Origin of the sequence: Salinibacterium sp. SWN1162 (assembly GCF_015864675.1) — a bacterium.
In the GTDB taxonomy this organism is placed as follows: Bacteria; Actinomycetota; Actinomycetes; order Actinomycetales; family Microbacteriaceae; genus Rhodoglobus.
Genome location: NZ_JADYWT010000001.1, coordinates 2012401 through 2031923, shown reverse-complemented (window position 1 = coordinate 2031923; position 19523 = coordinate 2012401). Strand labels below are relative to the sequence as shown.

Genomic DNA, 19523 nt, shown 5'->3' with positions numbered 1-19523 from the left:
CGTCTCGGGCTGGTGAATTGGGGCTTGAGAGCCCAGCTAGGTTCGCAGCGGTGGCTCGGTCAGCGGAAGAACGATGGGGATCACCACGTTCGGAGTCGTTGCTGTGTAGGCGTTCGTCCAGTGGGCGTCGCGACTGCGCAGCGAGGGGGCCGTCTGGCGAACCAGAATTTGCGCGTAATCTTCGAACTCTTTCTTGAGGAAGCTGGCGATGCGCGTCAGATTGTGTTGAACAAGCAGGAACGCGGAAAAGATTGATGCAGCGGCAATTCCGCGGGTGCGTCGTCGAGAAGCGGTCTGAATGTCAGAAGTACCACCCGTCTTAATCTGGGCATTGAGAGATTCAATTCCATTTCGGGCGTACTGGTGGAAGGTTTCCCACTCTTCGGTGCCGTAGACGAGCCCTTGTGCTCGTTTTTGAATCTCGACGTGCTCGAACGAGACCGAGTGCTGCTTACAAATGCGATCAAGCTCGGCGGGGATGTCGTCGTGCTCGATTTCGGGGCGCGACTTCTTGGCAGCCGTTTTCATCATCTCGCGAATCGGGCACACAACGGTCGGACTGGCGCCGAGTGCCGGGCACATCATGGGGACTTTACCCCGAGCATCCGGTTTTTCTTTTTGAATGAGTCGGTACGGCAGACGGGCGTTGATGCGCGCCCGAAAGGTGTCCTTGTCAATGCGGTTGTTGAGGTAGTCCGGAGTTGCGGTCAACATTGGTTCCGGTGTGGCTGGGCAGAAGAGACCATCGTTGACATAGAGCGCGCCTCCAGGAGCGGCCTCACGGTACTCGCGGTCTTTCCTGTAATCAGTCGAGGGGACGTAACCAAGGGCTACCGCAGGGGTGTGCAGGCGCTCGTGGATCGCATTGGCGAAGTATTCTTTGTCCGTATCTGCCAGCCCGGGCTTCAAGCCAGTCTTTATCGCTGACGTGAGAACCTTGACGGCTTCTTCCGAAGCGCCGACGTTGGGGATGGCGAGGGTTGCCGCTACGGCCAAGTGCGGAAAGCGCTCGGAGCCTGGTTTCTCGTGATCTACGCGAACGGCGATGGTGAGTGCGTAGCCCCGTTGGTAGACGACGCTAGATTTTTTCCGGTTGGCGTTTTTCGCATCGAAGGGGATGACGCTCCCGGGCCGGTCATCGCCGCGTATTCCGCCGCTCTTGACGTAGAAACCATTCGAAAGGTCGACGGCGCCTGGCGTCAATTTGGCTTGGTCGTTGATGATGGCTTCTTCGGCGGCCTGAGCGTCCAACGTCTTGCGACTGTAAACCTTGGTGGTGGGAGAGGCAATGAATGTCTGGTCGATGGACAAGCTCATCTTGTCGTCGACTCGGCGTAGCCGTCGCGGCTGCTCGTTGAAGGACATCAAGAGAAAGCGTTCTGTGAATTCGTCGAGGCGCGCTTTGAAGAAGCTCGCGCGTGCGGCGTCGTGGTTATCGACAATGTGCTTGATTGCAACGTGTGTCTTCGCGAAGCGCATGTCGTAGGGGTACGGATTCATACATTCGACGATGCGGTGGAACGCGTTGTAGGTGTTGTTGTACCAGCGCTTCTCCTCAGCTAGGTGTCCAACGAATGTAGTGGCAGGCGCCGGCAGCTCTAGCAGCGCCCGCGACTCAGCACTCAGACGGTGTTGAAAAAGCTCTCGAAGTTCGGTGATGAGAAGCGGTTTCTTCTCTCCGGCAAGAATCATGAGGCCCGTGAGAATCGCGAGGTCGTGTACGAGGATGGGACGGCCACCCACGCTGTTGTCCATGCCATCGTCCAACCGCCACTGCGTGAGACGTTCCAGGATGCCCGTTTTGCGAACGCGTACGACGGCTGCAACCACGGCGGGTTGATGCATTTCAGTCAGGACTTTGGCCTTGGTCATGACCTCGTGCGGGTGGAGCCCACCAAAGTCGATACCTTTGCTCCCGCCGTCGAATGCTACGGCACCGTTAGTGATCATCGGGCTACCACCGAACCGGCAACCTGCTCGAAGAAGTCGCCAGTGGACCGAGCGGCGATGAGGTGCATGTAACGGTCGACAGATGCGAAGTTTTTGAAGCCGCAGATCTCTTTGAGCACTGCTAGCGGCAGGTCTTTCTCGAACTGCTGAATAATCCACGTGAGCCGAAGGCGAGCCGCGGAAACACGCAGGTCCCACTTCTGCTCGCTCAGGTACCCCTGTACCAACCGTGGTGGGTATTCTTCTCCTCGGTTGCCATGAAAGAGATACCCATCGAGGCGACCGTCGACCGCTTTTGCAAGTGCTGGAAGCCACGCGGTGGCTATGGGCACTATGCGAGGGCGTTTGCCCTGAACTGTCACGGTCGTATGGACACCATCGTTCGTTAAGTGCTCAACTCGTGTATCGATCAGTTCCGCCGCCGAGAGACCTGCTCCACCACACAGAGCGAGAATCGAATAAGCGTTATGCCGACGGCGGTCAGAGTTTTGCCCAAGTGCCCATGATTGGAAACGTGCAATCTCTGATGCGGTGTACGGCACCATCTTGTCGCTAGGTTCGGGCTCAGGAATTCTCTTCAGTCGTAAGTCAGTCTGTTTTTCGATCAAAACAGCAATTCGTCGGTATACGTCGAAACGGTACGCCGGGCTACGGTCAGCGATCCCAATTTCAACAAAGGCATCTAGAAAGCGCTGGGTGAAGATCTTTTCGAAGCGGAGCTCAGTTCCTGTCGTGGCCCACACCCACGCGATGTATCTGGTGAGAATTGTCATCGAGGTACGGACCGGGTTGAAGTCTCGGGGTTGAGTCATGAGCACTACAGAAATCACGAAGGGTCGAATCGCCTGCCATTGGGCGGGCGTCTCCAGTCGAGGACGAAACTTGGACACGATCGCCCAATCCAGGTCAGGCATGTTGGGGTCAAGTTGGCGTAGATCGGCGACTGCCATTTGGTAGTCAGAAATATCGTTGACTCGTAGTTTTTTGCGCATGCCTTGGATGAGTGCGGCAAATTTCGCAAACCCAGCAAGAATCTTCGAGGTATTTTGAACAGCCAGAACCCGAAAGGTAAAGAAGAGCAGGTCAAAGGTCAATTGGTGCGACCTCTCTTTGTACTATTGCGCCCACTTCTGGGGACAAAGTCCAGCGAGTTTTGCAGACCAGCGAGCGTTCGGATCCCGGATATCTGCATCAGTTCGATGGGCGACATTCCGTCGGACAGATGCCGGCGGAGCCAAGTGGCACGCATCCGAACTGCTCGAATATCTAAGTCCGAGCGCGCGCGTGAAAGAAACTCGGCTACCTGATCGGAAGAGACGCTCTTGCGGCCGGGGGCAAAAACCCACGATCTACTTCGCGCGGCTTCGGCAAGGGACTGAAGGCTCGTCGCCCACTCCGGAAAAACGGGCACCGTCCGTGGCCGTGATGACCACACGGAAACGAATATCTCCTGAGAGCGGATCGAGATATCGGAGACGGCTACTTCGAGAATTTCACGGGTCGCGAGGCCAGCACCCAGGCCGAGCGCAAGAAGGACGCCCGCGTCCCGCCGGCGGGATTCTGTTGCTTGGGCCGCAGACCAGCTTCGCAGCTCGGCGATTTCGGCGTTGTTGTAAGGAATCGTGGGCGCGGAGCGAGGGAGCGTCGCCCCAGACACGGACGTGTCTTGTGGGTTCAGTATCGCGATTGCTCGCCAGAGTGCTCCGCGGTGGGTCGCCTTCGACGCGGAACTGAGACTCGGTGTGGCCAGGTGAATAAATTGGTCCGCGAGGTTACGCCTGAATATTCGATCGTCACGCAGATCGATGCCGCGAGACTGCCAGCACCACAGCACGAACGGAGTAATGGCCGAGTATAGGCCCGGGAGATCTCGCCCGCTTTCGGAGACCGTCGAGACCGCGCCGGTGATGAACGGACCGAGGTCGTCCCAGTAGGGCAGCGCCATGATCGGCAGGTAGGCCGACGACTCACGAGGCGGGTTCGCGGAGGTGTTGAGGTCGCGCGAAACGAAGCTCTCGTCCATGTAATTACCACCGCCTTTCGTCCTCGGGCTTATGAACCTACGGATGCCAGCCCCCTAATTTCTTCCTACCCATCGACAAGATCAATCGAAGTCAGCCGAATGCCGCGCACAGCGTTTCTGACGTCGGCACCGCGCCGTTGTCAGAACGGAGTGTATGAATGGCATCGGTCTTCTCGACCTTCACGAACGAGCTGTATCCGTATACGAACTTGGGGCACCGGATGCGACGGGCACTCCGTTCCTCGAAGCGGAGCGACTTTTCTTAGCGCGAGCGGGCCGGTCGTCGAGCGCCACTAGCAAGCGGGCGTTTAACTGGACCAGCAAGCTATACCGCTATGAGCTCTTCACCGCCGAAATCGGCCGATCACCTCGGGAAAATACGCGCAATCGCGTTTCTCTTCCGCCAGATGAGCGCCGGCTTGGGGAGTGGGCTGGCTACCAGCGACGTATGCAGGATCGTCTCAGCAGATTTCAATGGATTCGCTTAGATCTGTCATCCGCATTCGAGTGGGATCCTCTGGAATCACACTGGCAGTCTCGCCTTGAGGAGTATCGACGTTTTATATCTGCCCATGGGCGGCAACCCTTCCTGAACCCTGAACAGCCGTCCGAGTTCCGATTAGCGAGATGGGTAGCGAGACAATTGGACACGTTACGCCTTGAAGCACTGCCGCGAGATCGGGCGATGAGTTTCGAACAGCTAGTTAGCTAAACGCGTTGGGTTTCGAGAGCGTGGCTAAGAAAATCCGCGCCGCGCTGTTCGCAAGAGATGTAGCTTCGGCATCCATTCTTCGTCTCGAACACGAGATCTGCATGACGGGACGCGGATACTTTCGGGGATTTCACTAGGAGTTTCAGGCTCGGGGTCGGGACGCGAATTCTTCTGGCTGTTTAGGCACAGACTCGGATAAACCGGTACAAACCACCTTTCATCCGGTATCGTCAGGTCTATCAGCTGGCGCACAACGCGGGCTGTTCGGGAAGGGCAAAGTGAACGAACCTTGGCTGTCTGCCGACGACATCGCCGTCCATCTCGGCGTCACAAAAGACACCGTCTACACCTGGATCGCCGATAAAGGGATGCCCGCCCATAAGATCGGCCGCTTATGGAAATTCCAAGCGGGCGAGGTCGATGAGTGGGTTCGCCGAGGAGGCTCAGCAGCTTCGGACAACGCTGCACCCACCTAATCGGTCCGAAGTCGCTGCGCTGAACCGCCGACCAGCATTGTCCGTGGTTCCCCATATCTTGATCTACTGTCAAAATCCCGGAAGGAGACCCCAAGGATGACCGATACGGAACCGTACAAACGCTATGCGCTGTCATTCACGAGTGGGGGACTTCTAGTGCGTGAAGCCGAAATTGTGGTGTCCGAGTATCTAAGCGTGCGCGACTGGGGGATGGCCCGGCACGCTGTGACCGAGCAAAACTTGTTACAGGCGCGTACGACCTCGTCGAGTGTTCGGGTGTCGCGGGAAGCGGCCCAAAGGGTATCTGTCCTTGAGGACTCAGAGCTGGAGATGTTTGCAGACTTGAGTTACACCGAGCGTTGCCACCTCATGTGGGCCGCTGCATGCCGTCGCTACGAACTAATTGGTGATTTCGCGGAAGAGGTCGTGCGTGAACGCTTCCTGCTGATGACGCCCACAGTCGGACTTGAAGACTTTGAGCGATTCATGGCAAGAAAGGGCTTGTGGCACACCGAGCTTGACGAATTGAAACCCTCGACTCGTACCAAGCTTCGACAGAGCGCCTTTCGGATGCTGCACGAAGCGGAACTTCTAAGCAAGCAAGGCGAGATCCTTCCCGCTTTGCTATCCGAGCGCATCCACGAGATCCTTGCCGCCCACATCCCAAGCGACATCCGGTTTTTTCCCACCACTCTGCCGATGGAGGTACAGCGATGAGCGCCACCGAGCGAAGCCTCACGAGCGATGAAAAGCATGTCTACGAGGTGTTGAGTAGCGAGCGGTTCTTGAAGATGGAAGGCCTCTCCAAGGAAGTCCCCTTCTTCATCTACCACTACCCGCCCGCGTGGGCGCTCAGCGTCGATGAAATGCGGGAACGCGTGACCAACAAGCTCCGCAGCGATGACGGTCTCGACGTGGTTGAGGTCAACCTGTATGACCTCGCCATTCGGCTCCTGGAAGAACGCGGCGTGTGGCAGCGCATTCTGTCTCTAGAGCCAGAAACAGAGAAGTCCGATTTCCGTGAGATGTTGCAGGGGATGCTCGATCCACACGACCACCTCGCGCCCGCCATCCGCGAACTCCTCGATGCCACCCCCAGTGACATTGTTTTCCTGACAGGGATCGGCGAAGTTTTCCCGTTCATCCGCACGCACACCGTCTTGGAGAACCTGCAAAGCGTTGTTGTAGGTAAACCCATGCTCGCCTGGTTCCCGGGCACATACGAGTTCACCCAAGCGCAAGGACATCAGCTGCGCGCACTCAACCTCAGCGCAAGTGACGGCTACTACCGGGCCAAGGACATTCTGGAGCAGGAAGTATAACGATGACACAAATAAACGAAATCTTTGCCAAGCCGATCAGTCGGCCAATTGAAGGCGTCATCAAAGCTGATGACAGCTCGCAGCTCGCGACGGAAGTCGAAGAGTACGTCCTTACCAATGAGGCGGCCAAGGGGCTCGAACACGTGTTGGAGGCATACACGAACTATTCGAACGCCAACGGCGTCTGGGTCTCGGGCTTCTTCGGTTCCGGTAAGTCGCACCTGCTGAAGATGCTCGCGCATCTGCTCGGTGACATCGACGGTCACGACTATCCACGCGCTAAGGTATCTGAAAATTTCCGCGGTAAGGCCGACGGTGCCTTCCTTCCTGCGCTGATCGAAAAGGCTGACCGCATCGCTGCGAAGAGCCTACTTTTCAACATCGACCAGAAAGCCACCCTGATCTCGAAAGATCAAAACGACGCGCTTCTCAAGGTGTTTGTGAAGATCTTTGACGAGTCCCGCGGCTACTACGGCAACCAAGGCCACATTGCACGGTTTGAGCGGGATCTGGACACCCGTGGCCAATACGACGCTTTCAAGAGCGCGTTCGAGCGGATCGCCGGTGTCCCGTGGAAGCGGGGACGCGAGCAGGCTGCTCTAGAAGCAAAGCACATTGACGATGCCTTTACCGAGGTCAACGGATCGGAGAGCCCTGGCATCATCCGCCAGTACAGCACCAACTACTCGGTCTCGATCGAAGACTTTGCTGATGAAGTCGCTGGTTGGCTCGACCAGCAGCCCGACGGGTTTCGGCTGAACTTCTTCGTGGACGAGGTCGGTCAGTTTATCGGTGCTAACAGCCAACTAATGCTGAACCTTCAGACTATTGCCGAGTCTCTTGCCACTAAGTGCCATGGGCGGGCGTGGATTGTGGTTACTTCGCAGGAAGACATGGAAAAGATCGGTGGTGACCGTACCAAGTCACAGGCTAATGACTTTTCCAAAATTCAGGCTCGTTTTAATAACCGGCTAAAGCTCACCAGTCAGGACGTCGAAGAGGTGATTCGCAAACGTCTTCTCGACAAAACGGAGACTTCAGTAGCCGATATTTCGGCGATCTATGCGGCTGAGCACGCGAACTTCAAGACACTCTTTGACTTCGTCGAGGGGCGACACTACCCGAACTACCGGGACGAGACCCACTTCGTGGGCACGTACCCATTCGTGAGCTACCAGTTTCCCCTGTTCCAATCGGCGATCGAGGGCATCAGCGATCACAACATCTTTGAGGGGAGAAACAGCTCGGTTGGGGAGCGCTCGATGCTCGGAGTTGTGCAGCAGGTCGCGACCAATCTCGTCGATCAGCCGCTCGGCCAGCTTGCGTCGTTCGATCAGATGTTCGAAGGTATTCGTGCCTCGCTGAAGGCGGCGAGTCACCGCGCAATCATTGATGCGGAACGCAGCTCATCGCTGCCACCGCTCGCGGTGCGTCTGCTCAAAGCTCTTTTCCTCGTCAAATACGTGGACACCTTCAAGGCCACACCGCGAAACCTCGCCGTGCTTGTGTATGACCGTTTTGGCGCCGACCTCGCCCGACTGGGCAAGGACGTCAACGAAGCCCTCGCCGCGTTAGAAGCACAGACTTACATTCAGCGCAACGGTGACACCTATGACTATCTGACTAACGAAGAGCAGAAAATCGAGCAGGAAATCAAGAATGTCGATATTGACAATTCTGAAGTCTCCAAGAAACTTTCCGACCTTCTCACAGGCTCTGTCATCAAGACGACAAAGGTCGTGTATAGCAAGAATGACCAGAACTTTCCGGTCGGGTTTAAGCTCGACGGGCAGGCGATGAGTAAGCAGTACGAACTCTCCCTGCACTTCACCAGTCCCGAGACCGAGTTCACCCTGGACCAGATCAAGGCCCATAGCGCCGGGCTTGATGAGCTGCGTGTTGTACTCCCCGCCGAGGCTGAACGCATCCTCGCCGACCTGCGTTTGCTGCTGAAGACAGAGAAATACGTCAAGCGCGCCCAAGGCTCAAGTCGCACCTCAATCGAGCAGGCCATCCTGCAGACTCGGGGGACCCAAAATGCGGAGCGGGAGAAGGAGATCGTCGAGCGTCTCCGGGCTGCAGTCGGCCAGTCAACGCTGGTCCACAATGCTGGCGTTCTCGATGTGAACTCGACCGATGCGGTCACGCGGATCAACGATGGCTTCCAGAAGGTCATCGCCGCGACCTACACCAACCTCACTTTGTTGGGTGGTAAAACTTTCGGCGAGCAGCAGCTCTCGACCTTCGTGAACCCTCCCGAGGGCGGGCTGTTCGAGGAGTCCGCCAGCATCCTCGATGTACCCGCTGATGATGTTCTTGCTCATCTGGAGATGAGTGGAAAGCGCCACGTGCAGGTCACGATGAAGCATCTCGTCGAGAAGTACACGATGAAGCCGTATGGCTGGGACCTGTGGTCAGTTGCCGCGGTCGTTGGCTACCTTGCGGGTGTATCGAAGATTGAGATTCAACTCAATGGCAAGGTGCTGGCGCGCACTGAGATCACTTCGGCGCTGCGCAATACTCAAAGCCACGCGAACATGGTCATAGCGCCTCAGCGGGTGTTCGATTCTAAGATCGTGGGCGCGTTTCGAAAGTTCGTCATTGAGCTCACTGACGACGGTGCGATCTCCAAGGATCCGCTTGAACTCGCCCGGGTGGGAAAGGAACACCTTGGGGCGAAACTTGCCGAGTTGAAGGCGCTGCGGACTGGCACACGGTATCCGTTCGTCGATCAGCTCGACGAACCGATTCGGGCGCTCACCGAATTGTGCGACCACAAAGACGATTGGTTCGTTACCAACTTCACCGGCGCCGACGATCTGCTTGACGCTAAGGACAACACGATCGACCCGATCAAAGCGTTCCTCAATGGCGCACAGCGTGCCATCTACGACGGCGCCGCGGCATTCATGCAGGCGAACCGGTCCAACCTGGCTTATCTGCCTGGCAACGGGGCGGATGATGTTGAGGCGGCGCTTGAAGACCCGCAAATATTCCGAGGTAGCAAGACCTTCGGGCTCGGCGCCGCCATCAACAACGTCGAGCAACAACTCGGCGAAGTGATCGATGCGCAGCGCGCGGCAGCGGAGGTCGAGATCAATGCGCGGTGGGAGCAAGTGCCCGCCAGCAAGGCATACAGCGACGCGACCGAAACAGCGCAACAGTCGGTGACCCGCAAAGCTCAGGCGGTGCTCGACCGAGTTCGGCACGAGACGCAGATCCCCGCGATAAAGAGTCTCGCCTCTCAGTTCGCGGACACCATCTATCCGGAGATACTCGACGAGTTGGACGCAGCACGACCGGTCGCAACCACGGAGCCAACGTCGCCGGACATTGACACGGATCTCGAATCCACGCCACCGCCCGCCCCAACCAAACAGACCATCTCGATCAAGAAACTCTCTTTGCCGGGAGCCGGGCAGGTGCTCGGAACCGAGGCCGACGTTGATCGCTATCTTGACCAGCTCCGCACCACTTTGCTGGTGACCATTAACGACAACAAGCGAATCACGCTCTAGGACGGCTACGACATGCACACCAAACCTCTGGAGCGCTTCGCTACGCAAGCGCGCCGTGACCTCATCGCCACCGTTGACGCTCAGGCCACTGCGGTGCTGAGCCACGGATCCGTCGCTCGTAGCGAGCGTGCCCATGTGGTTAAACGACTCGAAGAGGAGATCGCCGCGCATGGCAGAGCGCATGTGATTGACAAGGTCGCCTACACGTGGTTCAACCGCATCATCGCGCTGCGGTTCATGGATGCTCGCGGTTACACCGATGCCGGCGTGGTCTCGCCTGCGCAAGGTCAGTCGCATGGTCAGCCAGAGATTCTCGCCGATGCTAAGCGCGGCAACCTCGACACCGACGTGATGATCAATAAGAACACCGCAGAGGCGATCATCGGATTGCTCGATGGAACCCGCCGCAGCACTGATGCTGAGGGGGAGGCGTATGCGCTATTGCTCACTGAATACTGTCGGTACTGGCACAAGTCGATGCCGTTCATGTTCGAACGCGAGGGTGACTTCACCGAATTGCTCGTACCGACGGGCCTGCTGGCCGACGGTGCGATCCTGTCGCGCGCGCGCGAGGTGCTCACGGAAGAAGTCTGTGAAGACGTCGAGGTGATCGGCTGGCTCTACCAGTTTTACATATCGGAACGGAAAGACGAGGTCTTTGCCGGATTCAAAAGGAATGAGAAGGCCGGTGCCGACGAGATCCCGGCGGCCACGCAGCTCTTCACCCCGCACTGGATCGTTCGTTACCTCGTCGAAAATTCACTCGGTCGACTCTGGATGCTGAACCGTCCGGCGTCTCAGCTCGTAGACCAGATGGACTATTATATCCCGTCTGTGGACGAAGGGACCGACTTCCTTAAGATCAACGAGCCTGAAGAACTGACTGTGATCGATCCTGCTTGCGGCTCGGGCCACATGCTCACATATGCTTTTGACCTGCTCTACGCGATCTACGAAGAGCAAGGTTACGCACCCTCAAAAATCCCCAGCCTGATCCTCAACCACAACCTCCACGGCACCGAGATCGACCCTCGTGCCGGATCACTCGCCGCCTTTGCACTGACGATGAAAGCACGCGCGCAAGACCGCCGGTTCTTCAGCAAGAATTTAACGCCGAAAATTCAAGTGATCGAGCCCATCGCGTTCGGTCAGGATGAACTGAACTTTCTTGTCGCTATGGGCAACGACCGGCGCGCCGAAGAAGTATTTTGGAGCCAGTTTGAGCACGCGGATACGTTGGGGGCCTTGATCCAGTCAGACGCGTCGGAAACCGCTCGTGCCAGATTGGTCTTTGATCAGCTCGCCGCTGGCGGAGATATTCTCCACGTTCGGACCCTAGAAGATGCTCAGAAGGTGCTAACACAAGCAGACGTTCTCAGCCAGACCTATTCGGTGGTTGTCGCGAACCCGCCGTACATGGGCAGTAAGAATATGAATGCTCAGCTGGCTACGTTTGCAAAAGAGAGGTATCCAGCCGCCAAAGGCGATCTTATGACGATGTTCATGATGCGAGCGAGCGCTTTTACCTGTTCTTCTGGCTGGTGGGGAATGATCAACTTACCCTCGTGGATGTCGCTCTCGGGGTTCGTAGAGCTTCGAAGTTGGCTCCTGAGATCTAGCTCGCTGGACACTCTTCTGCATTTCGGCCGCGGAGTCTTCGGATCAGATTTCGGGTCTGTTGGATTCGTCGTCGAAAATGTCGTGCCGAACGCGGGACGCCGTGGTATCTATCGCAAACTCTTTGATGAACACGTTAAAGTGCGCTCCAATGAAAAAATCGAGGCGCTATTCCACAACTCATCGTTTCAAAGTTTCGTTGTGGTGCAGAGTAACCTCATGGGCATACCCGGATCGCCGATCGCTTATTGGCTCTCTGACGCGATGCGGGCTGCCTTCACAAAGGGACGACCTCTCAGGGCGGATGCTGAGCCACGTCAAGGGCTTGCAACCGCTGACAATGACCGATTCCTTCGTTCGTGGTGGGAAGTCAGCGCAGAACGGACCGCGTTCGGATGTGCTGATCGAAATGAAGCCAAGGCGTCCGGAGCACGCTGGTTCCCTTATAACAAGGGCGGCGAGTACAGAAAGTGGTGGGGCAACCACGAACACGTCCTGAACTGGGAATGCGATGGTAAGGAGCTGTATTCTATGCGCCCCAAATCGGTAATTCGTAGTCCTCAGACGTATTTTCAAACATCGTTGTCGTGGTCCAAGGTGAGTTCCGGTCCCCCAGCTTTTCGGATATACCCGGCTGGGTTCGCGTACGACGTTGCAGGTACGTCGATCTTCACCCCCGATTCTGGCCTCCGAAACGACTTGGCGGCGTTCGCAAATTCGTCGGTGGCGCTCGAAATGTTGAAAGCGATTGCGCCCACACTCAACTACGAGGTTGGGCAGATTGCGCAGCTCCCGGTAATCCCGTTGACGGACACTCAAGCTGGAGAAATCGCGAGTCAAGCGGTGAATCTGAGCCGGCAGGACTGGAATGATTTCGAAACTTCATGGGATTTTGAATCCCCTTCAATTATGGCGGTTGAGGGCAGTTCCATCGCAGATCGATATTCGCACTTCTCAGCTCGATGGGCCGAGGCTTCAGCGCGCCTGCAAGACTTGGAAACGAAAAACAATGAACTGATTGCCGCTAAATACGATGTGGCAGAGGTTGTTGCTTGCGATGTAGCTTTGAGTCGAGTGTCGCTCGCGCGCAATGTTCAATTCCGATACGGTCCCGAGAAATCACCAGATGAGTATTCGAGATTGGAGCGTGCTGATCTTGCCGCGGAAATAGTGTCCTACGCTGTCGGATGCTTATTCGGACGATACAGCCTTGACGAGGTTGGTTTGATCCTCGCCGACCAAGGCAGCACTCTTCACGACTATTTCGCGAAGGTGCCTTCGCCGACGTTTGCTCCGGATGCCGACAACGTGATCCCTTTTGTGGATGACGGCTGGTTCCAAGATGACATCGTAGAGCGCTTTCGTCAGTTCTTGCAGGCCGCATTCGGCCGGGATAACTTTGAGGAAAACCTGCGTTTTGTAGAGGATTCCCTAGGCGTGAATACGCTACGCGACTACTTCGTCACGAATGCGGGCAAGTCGAAGTTCTACGATGACCACGTGCAGCGGTACAAGAAGCGCCCGATTTACTGGATGTTCTCATCCCCCAATGGATCGTTTAACGCGTTGATCTACATGCACCGGTACTCGGCGTCGACGGTATCGACGGTTCTCAATGAGTATCTTCGTGAATACCGAGCCAAACTGGAAGTCGCGCTCACCAATGCCGAGCAGGCTGCGTCCGCGGGTTCTGCAAAGGATCAGAAAGAAACCGACCGACTGCGCAAGGTGCTCGCGGAGCTTCGCGACTATGAGCACGACGTGCTGTACCCGTTGGCAACTCAGCAGATCGTGATCGATCTCGATGACGGTGTGAAGGTGAATTACCCTAAATTCTATCCGGCGTTGAAGAAGATCGCGGGCCTGGAGACGGCAGAGTGAGCAAGATGGATTCGATTCACGACTTAGCCTCTCAGTTCGCGAACACCGTCTATCCGGAGATACTCGACGACAACAAGCGAATCACGCTCTAGGACGGCTACGACATGGACACCAAACCCTTAGAGCGTTTCGCGACGCAAGCGCGCCGTGACCTCATCGCCGCAGTCGACGCGCAGGCAACCGCCGTTCTTGCGCCCGGATCCGTTGCTCGCAGCGAGCGTGGACATGTGGTGAGGAGGCTCGAAGAGGAGATTGTCGCGCACGGCCGACCGTATGTGATCGACAAGGTCGCCTACACGTGGTTCAACCGCATCATCGCGCTGCGGTTTATGGATGCTCGCGGCTACACCGATGCCGGCGTCGTCTCGCCCGCACAAGGTCAGTCGCATGGCCAGCCAGAGATTCTCGCCGATGCAAAGCGCGGCAACCTCGTCACTGACGTGGTGACGAACAAGAACACCGCAGCGGAGATCATTGGATTGCTTGATGGTACCCGCCGCAGCACTGATGCTGAGGGCGAAGCGTATGCGTTGCTGCTGACTGAATACTGCCGGTACTGGCACAAGTCAATGCCGTTCATGTTCGAAGCCGAGGGGGACTTCACCGAACTTCTCGTGCCCACGGGCCTGCTGGCCGACGGCGCGATCCTGTCGCGTGCGCGAGAGGTGCTCACGGAAGACGTCTGTGACGACGTCGAGGTGATCGGTTGGGTCTACCAGTTCTACATTTCAGAGCGAAAAGATGAGGTTTTCGCCGGGTTCAAGAAGAACAAGAAGGCCGGTGCCGAGGAGATCCCGGCGGCAACCCAACTTTTCACCCCGCACTGGATCGTCCGCTACCTCGTCGAAAACTCGGTCGGTCGGCTGTGGATGCTCAACAACCCAGCGTCTCGTCTCCTGGACCAGATGGACTACTACATCGCACCGGTCGACGAGGAGACTGACTTTCTAAGGATTTCTGGCCCAGAAGAGCTGACTGTGATCGACCCAGCTTGTGGCTCGGGCCACATGCTCACGTATGCGTTTGACCTCTTATATTCGATCTATGAGGAACAAGGTTATGAGCCTTCGGGGATCCCCAGTCTGATCCTCAACCATAATCTCCACGGCACCGAGATCGACCCTCGCGCCGGATCGCTCGCCGCGTTCGCGCTCACGATGAAGGCGCGCGCGAAGGACCGCCGATTCTTTAGCAAGGATGCCGCACCGAAAATCTGTGTGATCGAGCCGATCGTGTTTGCGCCCGACGAACTTGACTTCCTCGTCACTCCAAAGGGCGATCGCCACGAGGAGGAGGCCTTCTGGAACGAATTCGAACACGCAGACACGCTCGGTTCGCTGATCCGGCCGCAGCCTGGGGATACTTCTAAGTTTGCGAGTCATTTGGAGACAGTTGACGACCGTCTCGATCTGCTCAGTAGGACCGTGATCGAACGTGCGAGTGGTCTCGTGCGCCAAGCCCAATTCCTGGCAGCGAGGTACGCGGTTGTGGTGGCGAACCCGCCATACATGAGCTCTGGCAACATGAGCGAGTTGCTCAGCGACGTGGCCAAAAAGGAGTATCCGAGCTCAAAGGCGAACCTCTATGCAATGTTTATCGAGAGGAGCTTCGAGCTGGGCATGCGCGGCAGTATTATCGGCATGATCACCATGGAAAGTTGGATGTTCCTTGGGTCCTACGTGGCCCTCCGTAGCAGTCTCCAACGAACCAAGACGCTGTTGTCTATGGCTCACCTTGGCGCCGGAGCGTTTGACAGTATTAGTGGTGAGGTGGTCGCCACGTCGGCGTTCGTAGTCTTAAACGCGTCGAACGCTACGTCGAAGGGGGCCTACGTTCGGCTTGTCGAAGCTCGTGATGAGGCAGCCAAGGCAACGGTTTTGCTCGAAGCCTCCAGAGACACCCATCATCCGCACAGATTTAGTGTTGATCCTAAGGCGCTTGGACAAATCCCGGGAGGGATCTACGCCTACTGGCTTCAGAAAGGAGCCGTCAACGCGTTCTCGCTGGGAACCGTCGGAGATCATGCTAGGTCGGAAGGGGCGGTCAAGACCGGCGACAATTCCCGCTTCTTGCGTAAGCACTGGGAAGTGAACCGACGTGATATCGGAGCGCGGGCGCACTGGCGGCTACATCCCAAAGGTGGAGGGTTTCGCCGCTGGTTCGGGAATGTCGACACCGTAGTTGAATGGTCGGCAGCGGCAAGGACCCACTATCGGAAGGATAGGATTGCTCGTATTCCAGCTGCTGAATTTTGGGAACTCGCAGGCATTACGTGGTCGTCTGTTTCAACAACGCGCGCTTCGTTCCGGATTCTGGAAACTGACGAGGTCGCGAACAATGCGGCACTCTTCATCTTCTTAGATGATGAGTCGCGGACCTATCCCGTTCTCGGTTACCTGAACTCGCGATTCGCCGCCGAGTACTTGGAGGCGGTCGCGCCGACGATCAACTATTTGGTCGGCGACATTATGGCTCTTCCGCTGCCTGAGAAGTTCGTCGACGAACACTCCTTAGGCTCGAATGTTGCGACGCTTGTGGATTCGGCTCGTGATGCGTGGAACGAGCTAGAAATCAGCGCTTCGTTCGGTCGACTGCCGCTACTCATTCCGGGTGCGGAACGGCTAGAAGAAGCGATCTCGATAGTAGATAATCGCGTGAGTGCCAGGAACGAGGACATGCGAGAACTCGAATTAGCCAACGATGTAATCTTGACGCTAACCTTCGGGCACGTTGCGTCGCCGCTGCGTGACAACGATGATTCCGAACTTTCTGTGAGGGGCGCAACCCGCACTCGGCATGTTCTTGATTTCGTTTCTTACGCGATCGGTTGTATGTTCGGCCGCTACAGCCTCGATGAACCCGGGTTGATCGTTGCTGACCAGGGTGCGACGCTTCAGGACTATTTGGAATCGGTACCGTCGCCGACGTATCTTCCCGATGCCGATAACGTGATCCCGTTTGTGGATGATGGCTGGTTCGAGGACGATATAGTCGAGCGCATCCGTCAGTTCCTGCGTGCTGCGTTTGGTGTGCAGCACTTCGAGGAGAACCTACGCTTTGTAGAGGAATCGTTGGGCGTGAAGACGTTGCGCGACTACTTCATCACGAAGTCCGGAAAGTCGGAGTTCTATGAAGACCATGTGCAGCGATACAAGAAGCGCCCAATTTACTGGATGTTCTCCTCGCCCAAGGGCTCGTTCAATGCGCTGATCTACATGCACCGCTACAGTCCGTCGACGGTCTCGACGGTGCTAAATGAGTACCTGCGGGAGTACCGCGCAAAGTTGGAGGTCGCGCTCACTACCGCCGAGCAGGCTGCGGCCGCAGGGTCTGCGACGGATCAAAAGGAATCCGACCGATTGCGAAAGGTGCTCGCGGAGCTTCGCGACTATGAGCACGACGTGCTGTACCCGCTGGCGACCCAGCAGATCGCGATTGACCTAGATGACGGCGTGAAGGTGAACTATCCCAAGTTTTATCCGGCTGTGAAGAAGATCGCCGGTCTGGAGGTGGCAGAGTGAGCAAAACTGATCCGATTCACGACCACCTCGTGTCTCGCTTCGAACAGCATCGACTCGTTGTGTGGCGCGACCCCGATGGAAGCTACGCCACCGCGGTCGAGACTCAGGCACCGACCGGTGTCACGGTGCTTCGAGTTGAGAACGATGAGTTCGGGATCAAGCATCGTGTGCTGCGCGACGAGCCCGGCACGAAGTTTCTGCTGTATAGGAATGGTTCTGTGCCTGAAGGAACGGAGAACTGGCTACTTGATTTGGAACTCGCGCATGGCGTATTCACCGCTGACCGTAGTGCGCTCATGCAAACCGACCTCGGTCTCACCGCGCCTGGAACGGATGTACTAATTGCTGAGCACTCAGGGTTCTTTGGCGAAATCAAGCTGGTTGCGAAGTTCAAAGCTCTGCTAAGCCCGCAAAATGACCTACCCACGGTTAAAGCCAAAATGTGTGCGGTCGCGCTTGGGCAGAAGGAACACAGCTTCTCCGAGCTGACGCGCACACTTCTAGTCCAGCACGCCGCCAGTGATAACTCTGGCTATCAGTCGCTCGTCACGCAAGGTCTCGCCGACTTCTACTGGGACGGCGCCGCCGCAATTTACGGCTATGAGTCTGAGTCACCAAGCGTGGCTGGGTTCGTGCTGTGGATGTTCAAGCAAGCCCGCGACGGATTCGAAGCCACGAGTTCAAGCGCGGCTCGAAACGTTGAGATTGACTTCCGCAGCTTTCGCGACTCGATGCGCAGCGCAGATGCTCTCAAGAAGCTCGCTCGCAAGGCGGAGATCGACCTTGACTTCGCCGAGCAGGCTAATGGCGCCTCGCTCTCTGAGCTCGCACGCAACGACATCTTCGACGCGGGCGAGCAGGAGATCATCCGGCACCTGATCGAAGGCATCCGGTCTCAAACACTCGCCTCTCGTGACGTCGCTGAGATGATCCGCACACGTCGTCGTGACAGCGTCTGGTTTGGGGACTACTCCATTCTTTATTCAGCGCTTGGTGCAGCAGCGGAACTCCTGCCTGCGATTCGCTCGGCCAGACTCGATCTGTCGGGCTTCGACGACGGCCTGATCCACTATCGCGATGATCTTTTCCGAATTGACCAGCTCTATCGTCAATACACTCTTGCGTCACAAACCGCCGAGTTCACGCAGCCGTTGGAAGCACTGAACGAACTGGTTGAGAACGCCTATGTAACCGACTTCCTCTCCAAACTTGGCGTCAGCTGGCAGCAGCAGGTAGACCACGTCGAGAAGTGGAAGACTCCCGCGATCACTTCGCAAAGCTCCTTTTACGACCACTACATCGCGCCTCTCCTGCATGGAGGGCGCAAGAAGGCTGTCGTCATTATTTCCGACGCTCTGCGTTACGAGGTAGCCGAAGAACTCACATCCAAGATCCGCGGTGAGAACAAGTATGACGCGAAGATCGAGGCCACGCTCGGTGTGCTTCCTAGCTATACGCAGCTAGGAATGGCAGCGCTGCTCCCGCACAGGACCCTTGCGCATTCCGAGGATGGCGACCCGGTGCTCGCCGACGGCCTGCTCTCGAACGGAACGGCAAACCGTTCCAAGATCCTCGCGGCCGTTGGCGGTACAGCGATTCAGGCAACAGGCTTCCTCAAGATGAAGCCCGCAGAGCGGCGCGACCTGTATGCAGCGAATCAGGTGTTGTACGTCTATCACGACACCATCGACGCGACTGGCGACAAAGCGGTTTCGGAGCATCGTACGTTTAAGGCAGCATCTGATGCGATCGACGAAATCATTGACATCGTCAAGAAGCTAGCGAGCGCGAACGCGACTAACATTTTCGTTACCGCAGACCACGGCTTCCTGTACCAAGAGTCGCGGCTGGCGCCGCAGTTTAACCTGACAGTGAAGCCGCAAGGGGACAAACTCGTGGTCGAGAATCGTCGGTATGTCCTCGGCCGAGGGTTGAAACAAAACAATGCATTTCGATTGTTCACGCCCGAGCAAGTTGGGCTATCGAGCGATCTGGAAGTGCAGATCCCGAATTCGATTTGTCGGATCGTCAAGCCTGGAGCAGGGTTCCAGTTCGTCCACGGGGGTGCGTCTTTGCAGGAGATTGTGGTGCCTGTCATCTCGATCAACAAGGGCCGATCGGACACCGTCGAATTGGTCAATGTGGACATTCACCCGGAGTCCGACAAGATCACCACCGGCCAGATAGTAGTCAAGCTCTACCAGCAAAGCGCGGTCACCGATCAGCGCACGGCGAGGAAGCTTCGCGCGGGCCTGTACTTCGGCGAGCAGCTGATCTCTAACGAATCCGAGCTGCTGTTCGATGCCGAAAGTACCGAAGGTCGTGACCGGTTCCAGAGCGTTCGTCTGCTGCTCAGTAAGGAAGCTGATGCGGCGAATAATCACAGCGTGGAGTTCCGCCTATCAGAGCCAATCGGTGAAACCGGCGAGTGGAAAAAGTACAAGAGCGTGCCTTACACGCTCAAGCGTTCCTTCACCACAGACTTTGACTTCTAGGAGAATCT

At 56.9% G+C, this 19523-nt stretch carries 11 protein-coding genes; 8 read left to right on the top strand and 3 right to left on the bottom strand.

What is annotated here, in order from left to right; all coding sequences use genetic code 11:
• Positions 1-36 precede the first annotated feature (36 nt).
• The 3 genes from I6E58_RS09570 to I6E58_RS09560 are packed head-to-tail and all read right to left on the bottom strand — an operon-like array spanning position 37 to position 3973.
• The gene (locus I6E58_RS09570) at positions 37-1950 is read right to left on the bottom strand and encodes a hypothetical protein (protein WP_197132666.1); all 1914 of its coding nucleotides are present in this window, start codon (positions 1948-1950) and stop codon (positions 37-39) included.
• Positions 1947-3044, bottom strand: a complete 1098-nt coding sequence (locus I6E58_RS09565; RefSeq protein ID WP_197132663.1) for a tyrosine-type recombinase/integrase — start codon at positions 3042-3044, stop codon at positions 1947-1949. Before I6E58_RS09565 ends, I6E58_RS09570 begins: the two co-directional genes overlap by 4 nt.
• Positions 3041-3973: a hypothetical protein gene (locus I6E58_RS09560; RefSeq protein WP_197132660.1), complete on the bottom strand. Its 933-nt coding sequence runs from the start codon at positions 3971-3973 to the stop codon at positions 3041-3043. The genes I6E58_RS09565 and I6E58_RS09560 overlap by 4 nt, the downstream gene beginning before the upstream one ends.
• A 154-nt stretch (positions 3974-4127) precedes the next feature.
• Here I6E58_RS09560 and I6E58_RS14520 point away from each other — a divergent pair, with 154 nt between their 5' ends.
• The 8 genes from I6E58_RS14520 (at position 4128) to pglZ (ending at position 19515) form a co-directional block, all read left to right on the top strand.
• The gene (locus tag I6E58_RS14520; protein ID WP_374189187.1) at positions 4128-4685 is read left to right on the top strand and encodes a helicase associated domain-containing protein; all 558 of its coding nucleotides are present in this window, start codon (positions 4128-4130) and stop codon (positions 4683-4685) included.
• A 278-nt stretch (positions 4686-4963) separates the two neighbouring features.
• Entirely contained in the window at positions 4964-5161 is a 198-nt protein-coding gene (locus tag I6E58_RS09555) for a helix-turn-helix domain-containing protein (protein ID WP_197132657.1), read from the top strand.
• 96 nt (positions 5162-5257) lie between these two features.
• Complete coding sequence (locus I6E58_RS09550; protein ID WP_197132654.1) at positions 5258-5878, top strand: DUF1819 family protein; 621 nt, start codon at positions 5258-5260, stop codon at positions 5876-5878.
• A complete protein-coding gene (locus tag I6E58_RS09545) occupies positions 5875-6483 on the top strand; it encodes a DUF1788 domain-containing protein (protein ID WP_197132651.1) in 609 nt (202 codons plus the stop codon). Before I6E58_RS09550 ends, I6E58_RS09545 begins: the two co-directional genes overlap by 4 nt.
• A gap of 2 nt (positions 6484-6485) precedes the next feature.
• Positions 6486-10001 carry a BREX system P-loop protein BrxC gene (gene brxC, locus I6E58_RS09540; RefSeq protein ID WP_197132648.1) on the top strand — a complete coding sequence of 1172 codons (3516 nt, stop codon included), beginning with the start codon at positions 6486-6488 and terminating at the stop codon, positions 9999-10001.
• 12 nt (positions 10002-10013) lie between these two features.
• Positions 10014-13499 carry a BREX-1 system adenine-specific DNA-methyltransferase PglX gene (gene pglX, locus I6E58_RS09535; RefSeq protein ID WP_197132646.1) on the top strand — a complete coding sequence of 1162 codons (3486 nt, stop codon included), beginning with the start codon at positions 10014-10016 and terminating at the stop codon, positions 13497-13499.
• Between the two features lie 104 nt (positions 13500-13603).
• The gene (pglX, locus tag I6E58_RS09530) at positions 13604-17020 is read left to right on the top strand and encodes a BREX-1 system adenine-specific DNA-methyltransferase PglX (RefSeq protein WP_197132643.1); all 3417 of its coding nucleotides are present in this window, start codon (positions 13604-13606) and stop codon (positions 17018-17020) included.
• Positions 17017-19515, top strand: a complete 2499-nt coding sequence (gene pglZ / locus I6E58_RS09525) for a BREX-1 system phosphatase PglZ type A (protein WP_197132640.1) — start codon at positions 17017-17019, stop codon at positions 19513-19515. Before pglX (I6E58_RS09530) ends, pglZ begins: the two co-directional genes overlap by 4 nt.
• Positions 19516-19523: the final 8 nt, after the last annotated feature.